Source organism: Novosphingobium sp. NFX11 (genome assembly GCF_057376415.1).
Map to the genome: position 1 here is coordinate 670065 of NZ_CP080385.1, position 21379 is coordinate 691443.

The 21379-nt window shown below is 64.7% G+C and carries 17 protein-coding genes and 5 pseudogenes; 7 read left to right on the plus strand and 15 right to left on the minus strand.

What is annotated here, in order from left to right; genetic code table 11:
• Positions 1 to 141: 141 nt before the first annotated feature.
• Positions 142 to 2127, plus strand: coding sequence for an RNA polymerase sigma factor RpoD (rpoD, locus tag KZO24_RS20810; protein WP_486487740.1), 1986 nt, complete (start codon positions 142 to 144; stop codon positions 2125 to 2127).
• Positions 2128 to 2279: 152 nt separating this feature from the next.
• Here the strand turns inward: rpoD and KZO24_RS20815 are convergent, their stop codons facing one another.
• Entirely contained in the window at positions 2280 to 2549 is a 270-nt protein-coding gene (locus KZO24_RS20815; RefSeq protein WP_271182209.1) for a transposase, read from the minus strand.
• Between the two features lie 484 nt (positions 2550 to 3033).
• On the opposite strand from KZO24_RS20815, the pseudogene KZO24_RS20820 reads away from it, so the two are divergent.
• Positions 3034 to 3228, plus strand: a pseudogene (locus tag KZO24_RS20820) (IS630 family transposase); the annotation flags it as partial.
• A 12-nt stretch (positions 3229 to 3240) separates the two neighbouring features.
• On the opposite strand, the pseudogene KZO24_RS20825 reads toward KZO24_RS20820, so the two are convergent.
• Both KZO24_RS20825 and KZO24_RS20830 read right to left on the minus strand, forming a co-directional pair.
• Positions 3241 to 3453 (minus strand): annotated as a pseudogene (locus KZO24_RS20825) (GNAT family N-acetyltransferase); the annotation flags it as partial.
• A 27-nt stretch (positions 3454 to 3480) separates the two neighbouring features.
• Positions 3481 to 4461: an aldo/keto reductase gene (locus tag KZO24_RS20830; RefSeq protein WP_271182210.1), complete on the minus strand. Its 981-nt coding sequence runs from the start codon at positions 4459 to 4461 to the stop codon at positions 3481 to 3483.
• Between the two features lie 69 nt (positions 4462 to 4530).
• Between KZO24_RS20830 and KZO24_RS20835 the strand changes: the two genes are divergently transcribed.
• Entirely contained in the window at positions 4531 to 4926 is a 396-nt protein-coding gene (locus KZO24_RS20835) for a MerR family transcriptional regulator (RefSeq protein ID WP_271182211.1), read from the plus strand.
• Here the strand turns inward: KZO24_RS20835 and KZO24_RS20840 are convergent.
• From KZO24_RS20840 to KZO24_RS20890, 11 genes and pseudogenes are all read right to left on the minus strand, one after another.
• A complete protein-coding gene (locus tag KZO24_RS20840) occupies positions 4902 to 5321 on the minus strand; it encodes a hypothetical protein (RefSeq protein ID WP_486487636.1) in 420 nt (139 codons plus the stop codon). The two genes, KZO24_RS20835 and KZO24_RS20840, sit on opposite strands and share 25 nt — an antisense overlap.
• Positions 5297 to 5941, minus strand: coding sequence for an NAD-dependent epimerase/dehydratase family protein (locus KZO24_RS20845; protein ID WP_486487637.1), 645 nt, complete (start codon positions 5939 to 5941; stop codon positions 5297 to 5299). Before KZO24_RS20845 ends, KZO24_RS20840 begins: the two co-directional genes overlap by 25 nt.
• A 35-nt stretch (positions 5942 to 5976) precedes the next feature.
• Positions 5977 to 6531, minus strand: a complete 555-nt coding sequence (locus KZO24_RS20850) for a TetR/AcrR family transcriptional regulator (RefSeq protein WP_486487638.1) — start codon at positions 6529 to 6531, stop codon at positions 5977 to 5979.
• 66 nt (positions 6532 to 6597) lie between these two features.
• Positions 6598 to 8402, minus strand: a pseudogene (locus tag KZO24_RS20855) (gamma-glutamyltransferase family protein).
• A 130-nt stretch (positions 8403 to 8532) separates the two neighbouring features.
• Positions 8533 to 10623, minus strand: a complete 2091-nt coding sequence (locus tag KZO24_RS20860) for a TonB-dependent receptor (RefSeq protein WP_271182215.1) — start codon at positions 10621 to 10623, stop codon at positions 8533 to 8535.
• A 164-nt stretch (positions 10624 to 10787) separates the two neighbouring features.
• Positions 10788 to 12011 carry an FAD-dependent monooxygenase gene (locus tag KZO24_RS20865; RefSeq protein WP_271182216.1) on the minus strand — a complete coding sequence of 408 codons (1224 nt, stop codon included), beginning with the start codon at positions 12009 to 12011 and terminating at the stop codon, positions 10788 to 10790.
• 48 nt (positions 12012 to 12059) lie between these two features.
• A complete protein-coding gene (locus tag KZO24_RS20870; RefSeq protein ID WP_271182217.1) occupies positions 12060 to 12836 on the minus strand; it encodes an alpha/beta fold hydrolase in 777 nt (258 codons plus the stop codon).
• Between the two features lie 136 nt (positions 12837 to 12972).
• Positions 12973 to 13368, minus strand: a complete 396-nt coding sequence (locus KZO24_RS20875; RefSeq protein ID WP_486487639.1) for a LysR substrate-binding domain-containing protein — start codon at positions 13366 to 13368, stop codon at positions 12973 to 12975.
• Positions 13281 to 13913 (minus strand): LysR family transcriptional regulator, encoded by a 633-nt coding sequence (locus tag KZO24_RS20880; RefSeq protein ID WP_486487640.1) that lies wholly within the window; start codon positions 13911 to 13913, stop codon positions 13281 to 13283. Before KZO24_RS20880 ends, KZO24_RS20875 begins: the two co-directional genes overlap by 88 nt.
• Before the next feature lie 58 nt (positions 13914 to 13971).
• A pseudogene (locus tag KZO24_RS20885) lies at positions 13972 to 14972 on the minus strand (bile acid:sodium symporter family protein).
• A 4-nt stretch (positions 14973 to 14976) separates the two neighbouring features.
• On the minus strand, positions 14977 to 15390 hold the full coding sequence (locus KZO24_RS20890; RefSeq protein WP_271182220.1) for a nuclear transport factor 2 family protein: 414 nt from the start codon (positions 15388 to 15390) through the stop codon (positions 14977 to 14979).
• 210 nt (positions 15391 to 15600) lie between these two features.
• Between KZO24_RS20890 and KZO24_RS20895 the strand changes: the two genes are divergently transcribed.
• On the plus strand, positions 15601 to 15999 hold the full coding sequence (locus tag KZO24_RS20895; protein WP_486487641.1) for a VOC family protein: 399 nt from the start codon (positions 15601 to 15603) through the stop codon (positions 15997 to 15999).
• A gap of 64 nt (positions 16000 to 16063) precedes the next feature.
• On the opposite strand, the gene KZO24_RS20900 is transcribed toward KZO24_RS20895, so the two are convergent.
• Positions 16064 to 16534, minus strand: coding sequence for an Lrp/AsnC family transcriptional regulator (locus KZO24_RS20900; RefSeq protein ID WP_271182222.1), 471 nt, complete (start codon positions 16532 to 16534; stop codon positions 16064 to 16066).
• 153 nt (positions 16535 to 16687) lie between these two features.
• Between KZO24_RS20900 and KZO24_RS20905 the strand changes: the two are divergent.
• The 3 genes and pseudogenes from KZO24_RS20905 (at position 16688) to KZO24_RS20915 (ending at position 21354) form a co-directional block, all read left to right on the plus strand.
• A pseudogene (locus tag KZO24_RS20905) lies at positions 16688 to 20157 on the plus strand (indolepyruvate ferredoxin oxidoreductase family protein).
• Entirely contained in the window at positions 20157 to 20255 is a 99-nt protein-coding gene (locus KZO24_RS20910) for an acyl-CoA dehydrogenase family protein (protein WP_248006253.1), read from the plus strand. Before KZO24_RS20905 ends, KZO24_RS20910 begins: the two are co-directional and overlap by 1 nt.
• Before the next feature lie 16 nt (positions 20256 to 20271).
• Positions 20272 to 21354: a branched-chain amino acid aminotransferase gene (locus tag KZO24_RS20915; RefSeq protein WP_271182224.1), complete on the plus strand. Its 1083-nt coding sequence runs from the start codon at positions 20272 to 20274 to the stop codon at positions 21352 to 21354.
• Positions 21355 to 21379 lie beyond the last annotated feature (25 nt).

The window sequence follows — 21379 nt, forward strand, 5'->3', positions numbered from 1 at the left end:
TTGCTTGAAAGGCTGCCCCTTAGCAGCCTCAAACCTGACCTTGTCCTGGCGGCACGACCGTCACGCAAAGGCCAATAAAACGACAACGGATTACATGACGAACGACGATCGCAGCGGTGACAACGACTCCCTCTTCTCGACCTGGACAAAGGTTCGGTCCAGCGGTTCATCGCGCGCGCCAAGAGCCAGGGCGTCATCACGGTCAAGGAGTTGAATGCCGCGCTGCCGCAAGACCAGATGACCACCGACCAGATCGAGGACATCATGGCCGCGATCTCGGAAATGGGCGTCAAGATCGTCGAGAACGATGATGATGACGATGAAGAGGGTGAGCAGGAAGAGGGCGTGGAGGCCGTCGATGGCCGCGATGACGATTCGGGTTCGGATTCCGAGTTCGACGAAGGCAATTCCCGGCGCCGCCCCGGCGAAACCCGCAAGGCGGACACGCTCGGGCGTTCCGATGACCCGGTACGGATGTACCTGCAGGAAATGGGCGCCGCCGAGATGCTCAGCCGCGAGGGCGAGGCCGCCATCGCCAAGCGCATCGAAGCTGGCCGCGACATGATGATCATGGGGCTTTGCGAAAGCCCCATGACCTTCCATGCGATCATCGGTTGGTCCGAAGCGCTCAACAATGGCGACATGCAACTTCGCGAGATTCTCGATCTCGACGCCATGCTCTCCAAGGAGCCGCAACCGGAAAACCTGGGTGAGGACGGTGAAGCCGACGGCGAGATTTCCGCTGCCACGGCCGGTCCTTCTTTCAAGGACGATGACGATTCCGGCGAGGACAACTCGGAGGAAGTCGACGAGGACGGCAACCCGATCCCCAAGCGCAAGGTCGAGGACGATGAAGAGGACAACACCCTCTCCCTCGGCCAGATGGAAGCGGCCCTCACACCGGAAGCGCTGGAGAAATTCGCGCTCATCACCGAACTGTTCCGCACCTTTGAACGTCTTCAAAGCGACCGGCTCGACGCGCTGGCGCTTGGCATTGATTTCCCGGGCGAGAAAGAAGACCAGTATCTGCAACTGCGGGAGGATCTCACCGCGCAGGTGGAGGCAGTGCAGTTCCACGCGAGCAAGATCGAGTATCTGGTCGACAACCTCTACTCCTTCAACCGTCGCCTGACGACGCTGGGTGGCCAGATGTTGCGTTTGGCCGAGCGTCACAAGGTGAAGCGCGCCGACTTCCTCGAAGCCTACACGGGCCGGGAATTGGACGACACATGGGTCGCCGAAGTGGCCAGGAAGGACAAGAAGTGGGCTGCCTTCGCGGAAAACGAGGCTGAGCCTGCCGAGCGCATCCGTCTGGAAGTCTCGGACATCGCCACCGCCACCGGCATGGCGCTGCCCGAGTTCCGCCGCATCGTGAACATGGTGCAGAAGGCGGAGCGTGAAGCGCGCATCGCCAAGAAGGAAATGGTCGAGGCGAACCTGCGTCTGGTGATCTCGATCGCCAAGAAGTACACGAACCGCGGCTTGCAGTTCCTGGATCTCATCCAGGAAGGCAACATCGGCCTGATGAAGGCGGTCGACAAGTTTCAGTACCGCCGCGGCTACAAGTTCTCGACTTATGCGACTTGGTGGATCAGACAAGCAATCACGCGTTCGATCGCGGATCAGGCTCGCACGATCCGTATCCCGGTCCACATGATCGAGACGATCAACAAGCTGGTACGCACCAGCCGTCAGTTCCTCCATGACCAGGGCCGCGAGCCCACGCCCGAGGAAATGGCCGAGAAACTGTCGATGCCGCTCGAAAAGGTGAAGCGGGTTCTCAAGATTGCCAAGGAGCCGATCTCCCTCGAAACGCCGATCGGCGACGAGGAAGACAGCAGCCTCGGCAACTTCATTCAGGACGAGAACGCCGTCATCCCGGTGGACGCAGCGATCCAGGCCAACCTGAAGGAAATGATCACTCGCACGCTGGCGTCGCTGACGCCTCGCGAGGAACGTGTGCTGCGCATGCGCTTCGGCATCGGCATGCCGACCGATCACACGCTGGAGGAGGTTGGACAGCAGTTCTCGGTGACCCGCGAGCGTATCCGCCAGATCGAAGCGAAAGCGCTACGCAAGCTCAAGCATCCAAGCCGTTCACGCATCATGCGCGCGTTCCTCGACTAGACGCAGGCGGGTCGCCGGTCTTGGCCGGTTACCGCTAGCGCGATACCATACGCGACGATTGGTTTTTACGCGCCCCTGCAAGCCGTACAGCATGCCAGATGCCGCCCCCAGACCTGCCGTTCAGTATTTATAGGTCGCGTTGACAAAATGCTTCAGCCGCCTTGCTGGAACAAGGTTGAGGAGCCGAGGTAGGAAAGCGGGGTTTTCTCGAAGCGGGTGGCGATGCGGCGCTGGTGTTCGAGAAAACCGAACATGCGCTCGATCCGGTTGCGATTGCAGTAGCGGCGATAGTCGGGATGCTCTGGCGCCTTGCGGTTCAAACGCCGCGGAATGGCGGGCAGGAGCAGGTCTTCACGGAAACGGTTGCCATCGTAACCGTTGTCAGCGAGCAGTGCTTTGGACTTCGGAACCGCGGCGGCCATCAGGTCATCGATGCCGCCGTAATAAGATTACTCGCCGCTTATCAGGTGGAGTCGAGAGGGAAGCTATGATTGTCGCAGCGGGCGTCTATGCCGCGTGATCGACCAAAAGCCTCCTTGCAAAGCCCCCTTTAGCGTCAGCAGCCGACAAGAGGCGAGGATGATAGTGCTGTCGACCATGTACCACCAGTCGTCGGTTGGGCCGAGATCGACCAACGATCGCAACAGGGCAGAAACCCGCAGGAGGTCCATAATTCCTTTCAGATACATACGGTTATATCCGGAAAGACAGGCATGTCTACCGCGCTTTTGCGGAAGCAGCGGTCCGGTCAAGGGGAGAATAAGTTCGATCCGTTGAGTGATCCCGCAGTTCTTGGTCCGTTATCTTCACCGCTCGTCTGCCAGCCAATGTCCGTCCAAAATAGGGGTCTGGGCGATACCAAAGACAGAGCAGTGCTGAGACATAGCGGTGAATAGTGGATAATGTGGATCGAGTTGCCGTGCTGCGGCGGGCCGGTTCGGTGTAGCACCATCAACGGCGGTTCGCTGGCGAGCACAGTAGCGCGAGACGGGTGACATTGCCCCAAAGCCCCGCGGCGGGGATACGCGCTCGCGGCGGATGGAAGAGCGGGAAGCGGACATTCTGGCCGTTTGGCAGGAGCGCAGGGACATCACTCATGAACGCCCCACTGGCGCGTTCGAACACCGCGAACATGCCGAACCCCAGCAGGCTCCAGTGTCCCGCATAGCGCAGAAGGCGATGCCATGCCTCCTCGCGCGATGTGGGCAGACCGCGAATGAACTGGAGCACCGCCGGATCGGTCGCGAGTTCGAACACGGCATCGAGATCGTCGATCGTATGGGCACGCAAGATCAGGCGATCGGTGGTAATCTTGGGTCGGTGCATAGCCAGACTCGCGACGGTTCTAAAATATCAGACGGCGATGCCGGCGACTTCGCGCGCCAGCGGTTCCAGGGCCTCGAGCACCGATGTGTCGAGCACCACCGATGCGGCGGCGACGTTCTGTTCCAGGCGCGTGCGGTTGCGGGTGCCGGGGATCGGCGAGATCGCCACGCCCAGTTCGCGCGCCTTGGCATAAAGCCAGGCGATCGCAACTTGCGCCGAAGTCACGCCCAGACCGGTGGCGATACCGTCGATGGTCGCGACGAGGCGCATGTTCGCGTCCCGGTTTTCAGGCGAGAAGCGCGGGAAGTGGTTGCGGGCATCCCCACTGCCGATGGCCTCAGCAAATGCCTGCCCGGTGAGCATGCCGCGCCCGAGCGGCGAATAGGGAACCACCGTCACGCCCAGTTCGGCGGCAACGGGCACGACCTCGGCCTCGATCGAGCGCGTGAAGATCGACCATTCCGACTGCAGCGCGGCAATCGGATGGATCGCGTGCGCCTCCCGCAGTTCCTCTGCCGAGACCGCCGACAGCGCGATCGCCCGCACTTTTCCGGCCTCGACAAGCTGGGCCATCGCTCCGATGGATTCGGCCAGCGGCACGTCGGCGCTGCGGCGGTGCATGTAGTAGAGGTCGATCACATCAACCCCTAGCCGCCCGAGCGAGGCATCGGCCGCCTTGCGGATGAATTCGGGCCTGTTATCGAGACTCCAGTCGTCGGGCGTTTCGGGTGTGCGGGCATAGCCGAATTTGGTGGCGACCACGGCCCGGTCGCGGTTGGCCTTTACGAACGGCGCGAGAAACCGCTCGTTTTCGCCCATGCCGTAGACGTCGGCGGTATCGAACATCGTCACGCCCAGTTCGAGCGCGCGGTCGAGGGTCGCGTAGGCCTCTGACTCGTTGGTCTCGCCGTAGAACTCGCTCATGCCCATGCAACCGAGGCCCTGGGTGCCGATTGCGGGGCCGCCGTCGCCAAGGACGATCCGGGGAAGCACATTTTCGCCTGTCATGAATCTACTCCAAAAGTTGACCGGCATGACCTATAAGTGTGGAGTATGGTCCATGGTCAAGAGCCTTTGATGCTGATTTCCCAGTTCGCCCTAACCACCGGCCTGTCGGTCGATACGGTTCGTTTCTACGTCAACAAGGGCCTGCTGAAGCCCGAGCGAAGCGCCAAGGGCGGCGCCAATCCTTATCAAGTATTCACGCAGGATGACGTGACTGCGGCGCAGATGATCCGCCTGCAGCAATCCCTCGGATACTCGCTGGCGGAAATACGCGCCCTGGGCGACGAGTACCGCCGCGGCGCTGGCTCGGCGCAGCGCACGGCCGAAATCCTGCGCAGCCAGATTGCCCGGCTCCAGGAACGGCGCACCGAACTCGATGCCGCGCTGGCATTCCTGGAGGCGAAAGTGGAGTGGGTGGAGGCAGGCCGGCCGGGTGCGGCGCCTCAGCCGGGCATCTGCCACTGTTGAGCGTCGGCTAATTCGGCAAGCCCTTCTGCCACCGAGACTTGCGGCGCATATCCCAGTTCGCGCCGCGCCTTCGCAATGCCCAGCGTGACCTCCACCGCCATCGTCGCGAGATCCTGCCGCGTGACCGGCGGTTTGATCCGCCCGCCCGAGAGCATAGCCAGCCCTTCTCCGATCCGGGCGATGCTGCGCACCAGCCATGACGGTACTTCCCTGGTGGGAGCCGCGATGCCCTGGGTCTCCAGAATGCGGGTCACGAGGCTGCGGAATATCATCGGCTCGCCGTCGGTGATGAAGTAGGCCTCGCCGCTCCGGCCTTTGCGCAAGGCAAGGTCAATCCCGTGGCAGGCGTTGGCCACATGCGTCGCCGAAGTCAGGTAGTGCCCCCGTCGATCCACGCCATCTGGCCGGAACGCGCCGCCGCAGTCAGGATCGGGAGCGCCGTCGTGTCGTCCCGTCCCCAGACGAACCGGGGCCGCACGGCCACGACCCCAAGCCCCTCGCCCGCCGCTGCGAGTGCGATGCGCTCGGCTTCAGCTTTCGTGCGCGAATAGGCGCCGGGAAACCGCTTTGGGAACGGATGGCTTTCATCGACGCACACCAGCGGTCTCCCGTCGAGAAGGACGGATTCGGTGCTGATGTGAACAGCGCGCTTCACGCCGGCCTTGCGGGCGGCTGTAAAGACGGCGCGCGTGCCCTCGACGTTGACCGCTTGATGGTCCGGCGTCTCCGGGCCGTGCCCGGTATGGGCAGCCGCGTGGACCAGAGCAGCGCAGCCAGCCATCGCTTGTGGGAGATGCGGATCGTCAAGGCGCCCTTCGACCGGCCTTGCCCCCAGTTTGCGAACCACGTCCGCGGCCTCCGGTGAGCGCACCAGCGCGGCCACCGGCGCACCAGCCGAGACGAAATGACGGATGAGATTGCGGCCGAGATAACCGCTGCCGCCCGTCAGGAAAACGGGCGCGTCTGGAGAAGGAAGAAAGGCACGGCTGCCTCCCTCCGCGATGCGGTCGGTCATGATGGGGTGTCGCTTTCTTTTGTTAGGGAAATTCGTCAGCCGGCCCGCGTCGAAGCCAGCCATCGGATGTCGCCAAGCAGCGCATCGCGCTCGGCTTCGGGCCATTGATGATAGTCGAGGGATTCGAGGAGCTTGAGCCCCTCCAGCGCCAGATAGGCCAGCATCGGGCCGCGCGCGCCATCCGCCTCGGCGCGGATGCGGGTGATGACCACGCTCTGGTTCTCCTGGATCGCCGCGCGCAAGTTCTGGTCCTGCGCAAGCGCGGCGCAGATGTTCAGCGCTGCCGCGCGGAACGCATCGGGAAACGGCTGCGCCGCCGCGGCGATGCGCCCGTGAAGCGTGCGGTTCTCGGGAGCATCGCAGGATCCCGCCGCAGCCTCGTTGAAGGCATTGTCGCGCGCCACGGCACGCTGGACCATAGCTTCGAGCAGCGCCTGCTTCGACCCATAGTCATACACGACGCTGCCCTTGCTGATGCCCGCTTCCCGCGCCACGCCCTCGAGCGTCAGACGCGCGGCGCCGACACCGGCGACGACCGCCTCGGCAGCATCGAGAACCCGGTCCCGATCGATAGATTTCTTGCGACCCACACTGCCATCCATTTTTATCTGACTGGATGGATATAAATTAGACGGCAGCGCGGCGTCAACCTGCTTTCAGCGGGCGATTGCGTAGCCCTGCATACCGCGCGGGTTGGCGGCTGCGCGAAGCAATCCCCCGCTCTCGCATCGAAGGCACAGGCCGAAAGCCGCCCTTCGGACCACGGACCGCCGACCTGAAGCGCGTGACCGCGCCGCACAAGATCGGCGCGCGCGACTTCGGAAAAGCGGCTCTCCACGGTCAGGGTACCTAGGTCCGCCTCGCGCGGCCAGAAACTCGCCAGCATATGGTCGGTGTGGAAAGCGGGGGTCTCGATCGCGGCTTGCAGCGGGCGGCCATGGACCACGTGCGCCAGCCAGAGCAGCAGCGACCATTGCTCCTGCTGGTCGCCGCCCGGCGTGCCGAAGGCAAGGTAGGGGCGTCCGTCGCGATAGGCCATCGACGGCGTCAGCGTCGTGCGCGGACGGGTGCGCGGGCGGAGCGAACTGGGCAGTCCCTCGGCCAGCCAGAACATCTGCATGCGCGTTCCCAGCGCGAAACCCAGGCCCGGTATCGCCGGGCTCGATTGCAGCCAGCCGCCCGACGGTGTCGCCGAGACCATGTTGCCCCAGCGGTCCACCACGTCGACATGGCAAGTATCGCCGCGCTGGTGCCGATCGATCGCTGTTCCGCGCTCCCCCGCCATCGTCGGTTCGCCGCCGCCGATCGACGTGCCCGCTTCGCCCCGGCGGCGTACCGGAGGCAGTTGCGGAAGAACCCCGCCGGGCGCGCCCGGGCGCAGTTCCCCGCTCGCCTCCTGCCCGATCAGTGCGCGGCGTTCTGCGGCATAACCCTCGCTCAGCAGGACGCTCAGCACATCGCCGCCCAGCCCTTCCCCGTACCAGGCATCGCGATCGGCCATGGCGAGCTTGACGGCCTCGGTCACCGTATGGACGTATTCAGGCGATCCCGGCGGCATCGCGGCGATGTCCATGCCCTTGAGTATCTGCAGCGCCTGCAGCATCGCCGGACCCTGGCTCCAACTGCCGCACTTGAATAGGGTGTGGTCGCCGTGTTCGATGGACAACGGCGCCTCGATCGGCGGGCGCCATCCGGCCATGTCGTCGCCGCGCAGCAGGCCGCCGTGGCGACGCCCGCTGCTGTCCATCGCCTCGGCATTGCGGCAGTAGGCGTCGATCGTCTCGGCCACATGGCCTTCGTACCAGTAGGCCAGCGCCGCCTCGATCTGAGTTTCCCGGTCGGCGCCCGCCGCTTCGGCATGGGCGAGCAGCCCCTCGTAGAAATCCGCGAGCACCGGATTGGCGAACAGCGTACCCGCGGTGGGCACATCGCCACCGGGAAGGAACAGCGACGCGGAGCTTTGCCACTCCTTCCGGAAGAGCGGCGCGACCGATGCGATGGCTGCAACGGCACCTGCGAGGATCGGGTGACCGGCGCGGGCATAATGGATCGCCGGCTCCAGCACGTCGCGCAGGCGCATCGTCCCATGATCGCGCAGCATCGTGACCCAGGCGCCGAAAGCGCCCGGAACGCAGGCCGCGAGCAACCCCGTGCCGGGGATCATGTCGAGGCCGAGCGCGGTGAAGGCCGCGATGTCGGCTGCGGCCGGAGATGGCGCCTGCCCGCAGATTACGGTAGGCGCGGGATCGCCCGCCCGCGCGACGAGGATCGGCACGTCACCGCCCGGCCCGTTGAGGTGCGGCTCCACGACCTGCAGCGTGAAGCCTGCGGCGGCAGCGGCATCGAAGGCATTTCCGCCTGCCTCCAGCATCCGCATGCCGACCGCGCTGGCAATCCAGTGGGTGGACGCGACCGCGCCGAAAGTCCCGCAAAGTTCCGGCCGTGCGGTGAAATGCGACATCGTTGTATTCCTGTTCAAGTCGTTCGAGGCGAAGGGGTATGGGAGGCTGCCGGGCGCGACGTCAGGCAGGTGAGGAACAGGGTGAAGGACGCGGTATCCCGCCAGTTCCGGGCCATCTCGAGCGCTCCGTTCACATCTTGAACGAAAGTGAGGCCATGACGCGGGCGGGCATGCCCGGTGCGCCCAAGCCCTCGCCCACGGTGAACACGTCGGCGGTGAACTCGTTGTAGTACTTGGCGTTGAAGATGTTCTCGCCCCGCACCGCGACTTCCCAGCGGCCGTCGGGCGCGCCGAGCGAGGCCCGCAGGTTGACGATGTCGTAAGCCTTCTGGCGCGATGTGTTCAGGATGTTCCAGTAGAACTTGCCCATGTGGCTGTAATCGCCGCGCAGGCCGAGTTCGAGGGTGTCGGACACCGGAATCCGGTAGTCGATGCTGCCGTTCGCGGTGACCGAAGGCGCATTAGGCACCGTCAGCCCGTCTACCGGCACGAAGCTGTAGAGCGCATCGGCATCCTTCCAGCGCGAATGGAGCCAGCCGCCGGATGCGGAGAAGGTCAGCCCGGTGACCGGGCGATAGGACACCCCACCCTCGACGCCGTAGCTGACCGAGCGGCCGATGTTGGTGACTTCCTCGCTGATCGCACCGTCGTCGTTGACGAACTGGGTCTCGAACTGGCGGCGCTTGTAGTCGATGTAGTAGCCCGCAAGCTCGAAGGTCAGGCTGCGCCCGAGCGCCGATCCCTTGATCCCCGCCTCATAGCTGGTGGCGCGTTCGGACTTGTAGGCGCCGCCGGTTCCGGTCGTGACGTTGACGCGGCCCGGCTCGACGCCCTGCGCCAGGTTGGCGTAGACCATGACATCCGGGGCCACGTCGTAGGACAGCGTGATCTTGGGCAGTACGGTCGTGTCATTGACGTTCACGGACAGCGGCACGTTGTAGTCCCGGCCGGTAAAGGCGCTGCGGGCGACACGCAGACCCGCGCCGATGTGGAGGCTGCCGATACGGTAGTTGGCGGTGGCGAAGGCGGCGTATTGCCGCTCGATCGTGTCCCCGTTGTTGTAGTTCTCGATGAACTGCGGGCCGCCCGCATCAGGGCCGACCATCAGGTCGAGATTGTTGGTCATCCCGCGATTGTCGACCGCCGCGTAATAGGCGCCGACCAGCCAGTCGAACGGCCCGGAACCCGACGACGCGAGCCGCAGTTCCTGCGTGAACACGCTCGCCTTGTCGCGATCCCCGTTGAAGGCGGTGATGCCGTCGGCCGAGCTGTAGTCGAGATCCCAGCGCAACTGGTTCTTGCGGCGGGTATAGGACGTCACGTTGGTCAGTTCGACTGTGCCCAGATCGTAGGCAACGCTGAGGATGCCGCCGTCGACCCGGCGCTTGTTCATGACGTCGGTGTTGTAGTCGACCGTACGGCGATAGGCGGCGCTGCCGTCGGTTTCGGGGGCGGTGACATAGACGTTGCCGCCGTTGCTCAGTTCGTTGTGCCGGTAGCTGAACTGGACGTCGAGCGCATCGGTGGGCTGCCAGCCGATGGCGATGCGGGTGCCCCATTCGGTGCCCTTATCGGGATTTCCGCCCAGCAGGGTATTGGCGATGTAGCCACCCGTGCGGTTGTAGTAACCCGATGCGCGAACCGCGAAGCCGTCGGCAAGCGGGGCATTGACCGCCGCGAAGGCGTTCACGGTATCGAAGCCGCCGTATTCGACACGTGCCTCGCCGCCGTAAACATCGGTGGGCTTCTTCAGGACGTACTTGATGGCGCCGCCGATGTTGCTGCCGCCGTAAAGGGTGCCTTGCGGCCCCTTGAGAATCTCGATGCGCTCGACATCCTCGACCGAGGCAGACTGGTCGGTGAAGTTCTGCACGTCGTCGATGTAGAAACCAACGCCCTGCGTGTTGCCGAAGGCGCCGACGCCGCGGATCACGACGTTGGGCTCGTTGTCCTGCCGCCGGTTGAGGATGATGTTCGGGGTCTGCCGTCCGAGGTCGTTGAGCGATGAAATGCCGGCATCGCGGATGGTGTCGGCGGTGATCGCGCTGATCGTCTCGGGAATGTCTAGCAAGCGCTCGTTGCGCTTGCGGGCCTGGACGACGATCTCGCCGCCGGCTGCAGGCTCAGCGGTATCCTGCGGGATTCCCTGCGCCTTGGCGGACGGAAGCGGCATGAGTGCCAGCGTGGTGCCGGCAAGCAGAATGGCTCGTACATAGATCATAGACTGAACCCTCATGATTGAAGCCGGCGCGATCTTTCGCAGCGGCATGTGTGACTCCCTGACGGACATGCTTTCCCGCTCGCCGAAGACGCATCCTCGACGCTCGGGCCTGCCCGGCTTTCGTTTTTTGGTCTGCTTTCCGCACCGTTGCCGGTGCGGGCATTCTACGCTGCGGTGGGCACCAGCCCGGCCGCGTGGTAATCGGTGATCGTCAACGCGCTGTTGAGTTGGCGCGATTTGCGCCCGATCAACCCGAAGCGCGTGAGGATCGGCGACAGGTCCATCATCACGTTGCGCTTCCAGATCTTGGCGCGCGTGGCGGGGACCATGATGTCTGAGCCGCCGTGCGCCGTCGCCTGGTTCTGCTCGACGAAGGCGCGGGCCTTGCGCTCATAGGCGGCGAACGCCTCGCGGTGATCGTCATGCGTCGCCAGTTCGCCCGCAAGGACATAGGCGCCGACAAACGCAAGGCTCGTGCCCTGCCCCGAGAAGAACGAGGGTCCGTAGGCGGCATCCCCGACGACGCCCACCCGTCCCTTCGACCACTGCGGCATGTGGATCTGCGTCATCGAATCGAAGTAGATGTCCGCAGACTTTCGCGCTTCCGAGAGCATTTCGGGCATGATCCATCCCTGGCCGGCATACCGCGTCTGCAGGTCGCGGTGCAGGCGATCCATGTCGGTGTACTCCTCGCGCGCCGGAGCCTCGCGGCGATAGGCGAGCAGCGCGTTCATCCGCTCCGCCCCGGTCTCGTAGACCAGCGCCATGAGGCCGGGCTCATTGTAGATCACCGCCTCGCGTGACAAGCCGTGGTTGTTGGGCATCGTGAAACCGACGAAGCAGCAACCGAGGTAGCGATAGAACTGGTCGGCGGGACCGAACGCAAGGGCACGGGTCGTCGAATGCAGCCCGTCCGCCGCGATAACCAGATCGAACCTTTCCTGCCGCCCGCTGCGGAACGTCACGTCGATCCCGCCGTCGTGGTCGGCCATGGCGGTCACGCTGTCATCGAAGCGATAGGGGATCGTACCCTTCGTCATGTCATGGAGCAGGCCCGAGATGACGCCGCGCTGCACCTCAACGTCACGGCCGACGACGCCGCCGGTAATGTCTTCCTGCCGGATGCTGGAGATCACGCGGCGGGAATTGAGAAACGTCCAGCTTTGCGCGTTGATATGTTCCTCGCGCAGCGCCGGCATCAGGCCCATGCGCTCGCACACGTCGACGGCGGTGCCGCGAATGTCGATCGCATAACCGCCGCTGCGGATGGTCCCTGCCCGCTCCACGACGGTCACGTCGAAGCCGTAGCGCTCCAGCCACCATGCCAATGCCGGACCGGCGATGCTGGCGCCGCAGACCAGGACTTTGCGGGCTCTGGGCCGGATCATCGAAACTACTCCCTGTTACAGTTCATGGTCATGGCCGCCCGAGACCGCTCAGGCGTGGGCGAGCACGAAAGCGCGCACGATATCCGCCGTACGCTGCCGGTGTTCGAGAGTGATCCCGTGCCGACTGCCCGCAAGCAGCGCGAACGAGCCACCGGGTATTGCCGCCGCGAGTTCGCGCGCCTCATCCACGCGGATGATCGGATCGCTGTCGCCGCAGATCACCAGCGTGGGTGCGGTGATCTCGCCCAGCCTGCCGGTGATGTCATGCCTGTCGAGGGCCGCCATGCGCCGGGCGAAGGCCTGGGGCTCCCGCGTCACCAGAACCGCGTTGGTCTGCGCGACCAGTTCGGGCTGCAGGTCGATCGCTTCGGGGGCGATCACCGTTTCCAGCACGAAGCGCCGCACCGCCGCCGGATCGACGAGCCCCAGCGCGCCGAGGTCCGGCAGATGAAACCGGCTCCGCGCCGAGGCGGTCGCCCCGAGGATTACGCTTTTCACGCGCTCAGGGAACAGCACGGCGAACGTCATCGCCACTGCGCCTCCATAGGACGATCCGAAAAGGTGAACCCGCTCCAGCCCGCTCCCGTCGAGGAAAGCGGCAATGTCCCGTGCGTGGTCCGCCATACCGTAAGGGGTAGGTTCGCACGGGCTATCCGGGGAATCGCGCTGATCGAGCGCGATGGCCTGAATGCCTCCTCCCAGATGCGGAGTGAACACCGCGAACTGGCTGCGATCGGCATTGCCACCGTGGAGAAGCAGAAGCGGCTCACCCTGCCCAATCCTGTCGGCGCAGAGCGGTACGGTATCGGCGATGGCTTGCCCCATGACATGACCTCCGTCGTGCGGGGAGAGGCGCCTGTCCGCCGCTCCGTTTCAGTTTTGTGTCATGCCCGTACAGATACTGTCCAAGACTGTATTCTCATCGCGCATATGCCCGGGCGGCATGTCTCCGGCGCAAAAGCTATGCGCGATGGGTATCGGCCGCTTCGGGGAGCCGCGCCGTCGGCCATTCGCCCGCAGCCACCTGATCGGCGACCAGCGAGAGCAGCATTTCATGAATTTCGCGGATCGCGCGCAGGCCCTGCCGGTTCCATTGCGTCGCGATCGCCCACGATGCCTGCAAACCCTCGATCGGCACGAAACTCAGCCGCTCCGCCCTTTCCGGGCCGATAACGCAGCTCGGCGCTATGCCGAAACCCGCGCCCCGTTCGACGAGGTCGCCGACCAGGGCCGAACTGTTGACCTCGCTGCGCACGACCAGCTTGCGCGTCACTTCCGGATAGGCGGCCTCCAGGTACGCGAGCGTGCTCTGCGGATAGCCGACAAGGACCAGCGGAAGGCCGACAAGATCCGGCACGCTGACCGTGTCCGCGAACTCCCTCGCCTCTCGCGCGGACAGACGAGGCAGAAGTTCTCGTTGACCAGCGGGGTCATCATCACCCCGCTGGTGCTGGCCGAATTGGAAATCAGCGCCACGTCGAGATCACCGGCCGCGATCCTGTCCCGCAAGTACGAACTCGAGCCCTGGATCAGGTCCACGCGGCAGCCGGGATAGCGGGCCAGAAACCCCGCCATGACCGGCAGCAGCAGCTTGGCATGGATGGATTGCGGGGCGCCAAGCGCGATGCTCCCAGTAAAGTCGCTGTCCTCCGTCGCCATTTCATCGACCAGTTGCTTCACCGAATCGAGAATGCCGGTCGCCCTGCGATAGAACCGCTCCCCTGCATCGGTCAGCGATACGCCTGTGCTGTGCCGCACGAACAGGGCCTGCCCGACCTCGTCCTCCAGCTTGGCGATCGAACGGCTCAGGGCGGGCTGGGCGACGTTGAGGTAATAGGCGCCGCGCACGAAACTGGACGCATCCGCGACCGCCTTGAAGTATCGAATTTGCCTGAGTTCCATGACCCCGCGCGACTCCATTGGCAGACTGCGGCCGTTAGATAACCTTTCCAGATCGAGGTCAAACCACCGTCCCGCGCCGGGCCAAGGGTTCCGCCTCGCGGTCGGCGTAATGCCGGGCCAGAATGGCGCAGGCGAACAGCTGGATCTGATGGAACAGCATGAGCGGCAGCACCGCCGCCCCCACCTGCGAGGCAGGGAACAGAATGCCCGCCAGCGGCACGCCGGACACCAGGCTCTTCTTCGAACCGCAGAACTGCAGGACGATCGCATCCTCCCGCTCAAGGCCGAGCAGACGGCCGAGAACCCACGTCGACAGCAGGACGAGAGCAAGCAGGATGACGCACCACAGCGCAAGCTGCGCCAGCGCTTCCGGCGCCACGCGGTGCCACAAGCCTTCGACGATGGCCGCGCTGAAAGCCGAGTAGACGACCAGCAGGATCGAGCCCCGGTCGGACACCATCACCAACGGACGATGCCGCGCGACCCATGGGCCGATCCACGGACGCAGCAGGTGCCCGGCGACGAACGGCAGGAGAAGCTGCAGGGCAATCGTGCGCACCCCGCCCCACGACATTCCCAGCGACCCGCCTCCCCCTCGACGCGCATCAGCACGCTTGCGAGGATGGGCGTCAGCGCGATACCCAGAAGATTGGAGAACGACGCGCTGCAGACCGCCGCCGCGACATTGCCTCTGGCGACCGACGTGAACGCGATGGACGACTGCACCGTGGAGGGAAGCAGCGTCAGGAACAGCAGGCCCGAAGCCATCACCGGATCGAGGACGCCCAGCCGCTCGATCACCAGGCCCAGAAGCGGAAACAGCACGAAGGTCGATCCAAGAACCGCCAGATGCAGTTTCCATGCGCCCGCGCCGGACAACAGCGCCTCACGCGACAGCTTCGCCCCCTGCAGGAAGAACAGCAGCACGATGGCCGCGTCCGCTGCCATGTCGACGACCGAGGCTCCCGCGCCGCGCACAGGCAGGAAACTCGCCAGGCAGACGGTGCCGGCCAGCGCGAACAGGAAAGGGTCGAAGGCGGCGCGCAAGTATCCCTTCATCGCCTCACTCCCCGATCAGCAGATCGGCGAGGACCGGCTCGGCTACCGAGATCGAGGTGCCCTGATGATAGATATTGCGCCAACCCTCCGCCTGGAGACGATAAAGCCGCAAATGGCGCGCGGCCTTCCGGCGAACCGCGCCGTCGCTCGCCCTGAAGACATTCACGAACGAGCCGCGCACGATGGCAAGGTCGCCGACATGACTGATGTGGTTCTCGGTGACGCGATACTCGACATATCGACCGCCCTGCTGGCAGACGGCGGCGAGGTAGCCCGCCTTGTCGCGGATCGAGCCATCGGCATCGACATGGACGTAGTCGGCATCGACCATGCTCGCCAAAGTCTGGTAGTCGGCCTCGACGATCCCCACAGCCCTTCTGTCCTCGAGTTCGGCGATCTCGGCGTAAATCACGTCCATGTCCTGCGCTCTCCATTCCCTGCCGCCAAAGCCAATCCGCAGGTGGGTAGTGCGCGAGAGGAGAGCGATGCAAAGTCCGTATTCTCATGATCGCCATGAGGGAGCGGCATGGCTCACGGCCATGCCGCCGATGAATTGCCCCGATGAACAATCGCTAATGGCAATTCGCAGGCGCCGATGCCAATCAGGGCATGTCCATTCGCGGAGCGCATGATGTCTGAAGCTATCGGTACGAGCCTCGTGGAGCGCATCTCCCACGTCAATCTGGCGATCCGCGACGAACAGGCTTCGCGCGATTTCTACGTCGGGATTCTTGGCCTCACCGAAGTATGGCGCGTTCCGCAGCCGCAGCCGGGGCTATGGCTCCAGATCGGCTCGAAGCAGATCCACCTCCTCCGCCCGGTGGACGACGACGAACTGCCGCCCCCGCGCGTGCTTCAGGAAACGCCGATGGCCCCGCATCTCGCCTTCTCCGTCGCTGACGTGAAGCGGGTCGCGCGCCGTCTGGAGGAAAACGGCGTCACCGTGATCTTCAGCCCCTACATGGAAGGGCAGGCGTTCTTCACCGACCCGTCCGGGAATATTCTCGAAATTCTCGAAGACCTCTGACCGGCCAACAAGTCCCAACCACCCTGACGGCCTGCGCCTCTTCGGCTGCAGGCCGTCTTTTGTTTCAAGCAGAGGTGATGCGCGGCGCGGGCCGGTTGATGAAGGACTTCAGCGCAAAGCTGCTCTGGATATGCGCGACGTTGGGGATTTGCGTCAGCACCTCGAGGAGATCCCGGTAGTGATCCAGGTCCCGCACCACGACCCGCAGCAGGTAATCCGCGCCGCCTGACATAAGGAATCCGCTCATGATCTCGGGCAGGTCCGCCGCCCGGCTTTCGAACGCCTCGAGGGCGGTGCGGACCTGCTTGTCGAGGGTCACCGAGACGAAAACGGATATCGGCCCGGCGAGCTTCTTCTCGTCCAGCCGCGCGAAGTATCCGAGGATATATCCCTCCTCCTCCAGCGCGCGAACCCGCCGGGCCGTGGGGGTCAGGCTGAGGCCGATCCGCTCGGCAAGATCGCTCCACGTGATGCGGCCATCCTCGCTGATGCACTGGAGAATCTTGCGGTCGTAGGAATCAAGCACCCGGATCATCACTTCCCCACCATAAGATCGATCATTAGCAATATATTCCACACAATCTACATTATATAGTAAAATTGTTCAAATCCGCAGTTCGATCGCGCCATGTTTGGCAACTCTCCCTCGCGTTTCCCGGCTACTTTCGGACCCGCAAGGAGAACGACAATGCGACACGAGCGGATCATCAGCCTGGACGCCATCTACCAGGCCGAGACCGGCCCTGCCTTCATGACCGGCATCCAGGCCCTCGTGCGCCTGCCGCTGATGCAGCGGCGCCTCGACAGGCATCGGGGCCTGCGGACGGCGGGCCTGATCTCCGGCTATCGCGGTTCTCCCGTAGGGGCTTACGACCAGCAGCTGTGGAAGGCGCAGAAGTACCTCGACGCGCATGAAGTCGTCTTCCAGCCGGGGCTGAACGAGGATCTAGCCGCCACCGCCCTGTGGGGCGCGCAGATGCACAAGGCTTATGGTCCGTCCAAGGCCGATGGTGTCTTCGGCATCTGGTACGGCAAGGGCAACGGCGTCGACCGGACGGGCGACGTGTTCCGCAATGCGAACATGCTGGGCACTTCGCCGCTGGGCGGCGTCTTGGCGATCGGCGGCGACGACCACAGCGCGCAGTCATCGATGTTCCCGCACCAGACCGACGGCATCTTCCAGTCGGTTCACATGCCGGTGTTGCAGCCGGCCAACGTCTCGGAAATCCTCACGCTGGGCATGGCGGGCATCGCCATGTCGCGCTTCTCGGGCGTGTGGGTCGCGATGAAGACGATCGCCGAGGTCGTCGAAAGCGCCGCGACCTTCGACCTTCCCGATCCCTATCCCGCTTATGCCTCACCGGCGGGGCTGGTGCCGTCGCACGGGCTGAACTGGGACCCGTCGATCAACTGGCCCGCCGAACGCGCCGAATACGAACGGCGCATGATCGAGGAGCGCATTCCCGCCGCCGTGGGCTGGGCCACCGCCAATCGCATCGACGCGCCGGTGTTCGAGGCTGGCCGCACACGCCTGGCCGTCGTGACGGTCGGCAAGGCGCATCAGGACCTGATGCAGGCCCTGTCCAACCTCGGCATCGGCAAGGACGAAGCCGAGGCACTCGGCCTCTCGATCTACAAGGTCGCGATGAGCTGGCCGCTCGCCACCGATCCGCTGCTGGTCTTCGCGAAGGGAGCGGAGGAAATCCTCGTCATCGAGGAAAAGGGGCCGACGGTCGAAAGCCAGATCAAGTCCGCCTTGTTCAATCACGACGGCAGGCGCCCGCGCGTTTCGGGCAAGACCGCCCCGGACGGCAGGCAACTGCTGCCGGTCGTTTCGGAATTCAACCCGCTGATGGTCGCCAGGGCCCTGGTCCAGCGCATCGCCCCGGACGGCGCGATCGACCTGACGACCCGGCTGTCGGCGCTGGAAGCCGCCGGGTCGCGCGGCGAGGTAATCGCATTCCCCGCCCGCAAGCCGTTCTTCTGCTCGGGCTGCCCGCACAACAGTTCAACCCGGACGCCGGAAGGTTCGATGGCGGGCGGCGGCATCGGTTGCCATGTCATGGCGCTCTCGCAGCCGAAGCTGAAGACCCCGACCTTCAGCCAGATGGGCGGCGAGGGCCTGCAATGGGTCGGCGCAGCACCATTCTCGCAGACGGGCCACATCTTCCAGAACCTGGGCGATGGCACCTACCAGCACAGCGGGCTGCTGGCGATCCGCGCGGCCGTGGCGGCGGGCACCAACATCACCTTCAAGATCCTCTACAACGATGCCGTGGCGATGACCGGCGGCCAGCCCGCCGAAGGCGCGCTGGAACCACGCCGCATTCTTGCGCAACTCGTCGCTGAGGGCGTCGGTGCGGTCCATCTCGTCAGCGACATGCCCGAGAACTGGCCGCGATCGAGCCTGCCTGCCGGCGTCACCCTGCACCACCGCGACGCGATGGACAGCCTGCAAAAGACCCTGCGCCAAGTCCCCGGCGTCACCGCGATCCTTTACGAACAGACTTGCGCCGCCGAGAAGCGCCGTCGCCGCAAGCGCGGCGCCTTTCCCGATCCCGACCGGCGGGTCTTCATCAATGAGCGCGTCTGCGAAGGCTGCGGAGATTGTTCGGTACAGTCCAACTGCATTTCGGTGGAGCCGCTCAAGACACCTTATGGCGTGAAGCGCCGGATCAACCAGTCCGCCTGCAACAAGGATTTCTCCTGCACGAAAGGCTTCTGCCCGAGCTTCATCGAGATCGCCGGCGCCAAACTGCGCAAGCCCGCCCCCGACCGCATCCGCGCACTGGAAGCGGAGCATTTCGGGGCACTGCCCGAGCCGACGATCCCCGCACTCGAGACCGTCTACAACATCTATGTCGCGGGGATCGGCGGGCTTGGCGTCCTGACCACCGGCGCCCTGCTGGGCACTGCCGCGCACTTGTCGGGCCGCAATGCCACGGTGCTGGACTTCACCGGCCTTGCGCAAAAGAATGGCGCGGTGGTGAGCCAGGTGCGGATCGCCCCGCAGGGCAGCGACATCCACGCCGTGCGGATCGGATCGGGAGAGACCGACCTGCTGCTGGGCACCGACGCACTGGTCGCCGCCAGCCCGGATTCGCTACGCAAGTTCGCCAGAGGACGCGGCGCGGTGGTCCTCAACGGTGACGAGACCCCCACTGCCGATGTCGTCTCGGATCGCGACTTCGCATTGCCGACGCCGAAAATCGTCGAGACGCTGCTTGGCCGCGCGGGAGCCAACGGCTTCCTGCTCAGCGCCACCCGCATTGCCGAAGGGCTGTTCGGCAACAATGTCGCGGCCAACACCCTGATCGTCGGCTACGCTTGGCAGAAGGGCCTCCTCCCGCTGGAAGCCAGCGCTTTCGAAGCCGCGATCGAAGCCAATGGCGCAGCGGTCGAACTGAACCGGCGCGCATTCGCATGGGGACGTCTGGCGGCGGTCGACATGGCCACGGTAGAGCAGGCCGCCGGTATCGCGCCGCCCACAGCGCCGACTCCCGAAACCCTCGACGCATTGATCGCCCGCCGCACTGCGGACCTTATCGCGTATCAGAACCAGGCCTATGCGCGCGTCTACGGCGCAATGGTCGATCAGGCGGCTGCCTCTGCCGCATCTCTGGGCAAGCGCGGCGAGGCATTCGTACGTTCGGTGGCCACGCAGGGCTATCGCCTGATGGCGTATAAGGACGAATATGAGGTCGCGCGCCTTTACGCAGATCCGGACTTTCGCAGGGCGCTGGAAGGGCAGTTTTCCGAGACCGGCGCGATCGGCGTCTGGCTTGCCCCTCCCTGCTCTCGCGGATGGACCCGGCCACCGGCCGCCCAAAGAAGCGCAAGTTCGGCCCCTGGGTCTTCCATGCATTCACGATGCTCGCCCGCCTGAAATCGCTGCGCGGCAGCTGGGCCGATCCGTTCGGATACACGCAAGAACGGCGAAGGGAGCGGGCGCTGGCGGCGGACTATCGGCAGATGATCGCCGAACTGTGCGGCGATCTTGGTCATGCCACCATCGACCATGCCGCAGCGCTCGCCGATCTGCCCGAGATGATCCGCGGCTACGGCCCGGTCAAGGAGGCGGCTATGGCCGAATACGAAGAGCGGCTCAGCGAACTTCGCGCGGGCCCGAACGCAACGCCGATGAACGAGGCCGCCTGATGCTTAACGAAACACAGATCGCCATTCGCGACACGGTGCGCGATTTCACGCAGCGGAAAATCCGCCTCGACGGCGCCATCCGCAAGGCACCGCGCTAACTTCAAGGGTCAAGCAATGACATTGGTATTCCAGACTATTCCCCACCCCCGCCCGCTGGCCCCCGGTTCGCGATCGGCCGCCCTCGAAAATCCGGGGTTCGGAAAGCATTTCACCGACCATATGGTCACCATCCGCTGGAGCAGCGAAGCCGGATGGCACGATGCCCGTGTCGGACCGCGTCGCCCCTTCGAGATCGATCCTTCGGCATCCGTCCTGCATTACGCGCAGGAAATCTTCGAGGGCATGAAGGCCTATCGCGGGGCCGATGGGCAAACTCTTCTGTTCAGGCCGGAGGAAAACGCCCGGCGCTTCAACCTGTCGGCAGAGCGGATGGCGATGCCGCAGCTTCCCGAAGATATCTTCCTCGAAGCCGTGAAGCGCCTCGTGGACGTCGATCGTGACTGGGTGCCGGGCAACGGGGGCAGCCTTTATCTGCGGCCTTTCATGTTCTCGGATGAGGCGTTTCTGGGGGTGCGTCCTGCGTCCAGCTACGTTTTCTGCGTGATCGCATCCCCGGCCGGCGCCTATTTCAGGAACGGTGACGATGCGATCCGCCTCTGGGTCACTCCGGACTACACGCGCGCCGCGCCCGGAGGCACGGGTGCGGCCAAATGCGGCGGCAACTACGCAGGAAGCCTGCTCGCACAGCGTCAGGCAATCGCTCGCGAGTGCGACCAGGTCCTGTTCCTCGACGCGGTCGAAGGGCGCTGGGTGGAGGAACTTGGCGGCATGAACATCTTCTTCGTGTTCGACGACGGCCGACTGATCACGCCGCCTTTGCGGGGCACCATTCTTCCCGGCATCACCCGCGATTCCATCATGACCATCGCGCGGGAACGGGGGCTGACCGTGTCCGAGGCGCCGGTGTCGTTCGATCAATGGCAGGCCGATGCCGCGAGCGGCAGCCTCACGGAAGCGTTCGCCTGTGGGACCGCTGCGGTGATCGCTGGAATCGGGTCGGTGCTTTCTCCCGGCGGGCAGTTCGCGGTGGGAGACGGAAAGACGGGGCCGGTCACAACGGCGCTCCGCGATGAACTCACCGCGCTGCAGCGCGGCGATCGGCCGGATCGTCATGGCTGGGTCCAGGCGTGCAGCTAGGCTGAACCGCGCGTTTCGGGGGCGG

Bases quoted from the DNA above. Each gene is read 5' to 3' on its own strand.
- KZO24_RS20835 (WP_271182211.1), top strand. From the start codon at position 4,531: ATGCTGATTTCCCAGTTCGCCCTAACCACCGGCCTGTCGGTCGATACG.
- KZO24_RS20830 (WP_271182210.1), bottom strand. From the start codon at position 4,461: ATGACAGGCGAAAATGTGCTTCCCCGGATCGTCCTTGGCGACGGCGGC.
- KZO24_RS20865 (WP_271182216.1), bottom strand. From the start codon at position 12,011: ATGATCCGGCCCAGAGCCCGCAAAGTCCTGGTCTGCGGCGCCAGCATC.
- KZO24_RS20845 (WP_486487637.1), bottom strand. From the start codon at position 5,941: ATGACCGACCGCATCGCGGAGGGAGGCAGCCGTGCCTTTCTTCCTTCT.
- KZO24_RS20890 (WP_271182220.1), bottom strand. From the start codon at position 15,390: ATGGACGTGATTTACGCCGAGATCGCCGAACTCGAGGACAGAAGGGCT.
- KZO24_RS20910 (WP_248006253.1), top strand. From the start codon at position 20,157: ATGCTTAACGAAACACAGATCGCCATTCGCGACACGGTGCGCGATTTC.
- KZO24_RS20870 (WP_271182217.1), bottom strand. From the start codon at position 12,836: ATGGGGCAAGCCATCGCCGATACCGTACCGCTCTGCGCCGACAGGATT.
- KZO24_RS20900 (WP_271182222.1), bottom strand. From the start codon at position 16,534: ATGATCCGGGTGCTTGATTCCTACGACCGCAAGATTCTCCAGTGCATC.
- KZO24_RS20895 (WP_486487641.1), top strand. From the start codon at position 15,601: ATGATGTCTGAAGCTATCGGTACGAGCCTCGTGGAGCGCATCTCCCAC.
- KZO24_RS20915 (WP_271182224.1), top strand. From the start codon at position 20,272: ATGACATTGGTATTCCAGACTATTCCCCACCCCCGCCCGCTGGCCCCC.
- KZO24_RS20815 (WP_271182209.1), bottom strand. From the start codon at position 2,549: ATGGCCGCCGCGGTTCCGAAGTCCAAAGCACTGCTCGCTGACAACGGT.
- KZO24_RS20860 (WP_271182215.1), bottom strand. From the start codon at position 10,623: ATGATCTATGTACGAGCCATTCTGCTTGCCGGCACCACGCTGGCACTC.
- KZO24_RS20880 (WP_486487640.1), bottom strand. From the start codon at position 13,913: ATGGAACTCAGGCAAATTCGATACTTCAAGGCGGTCGCGGATGCGTCC.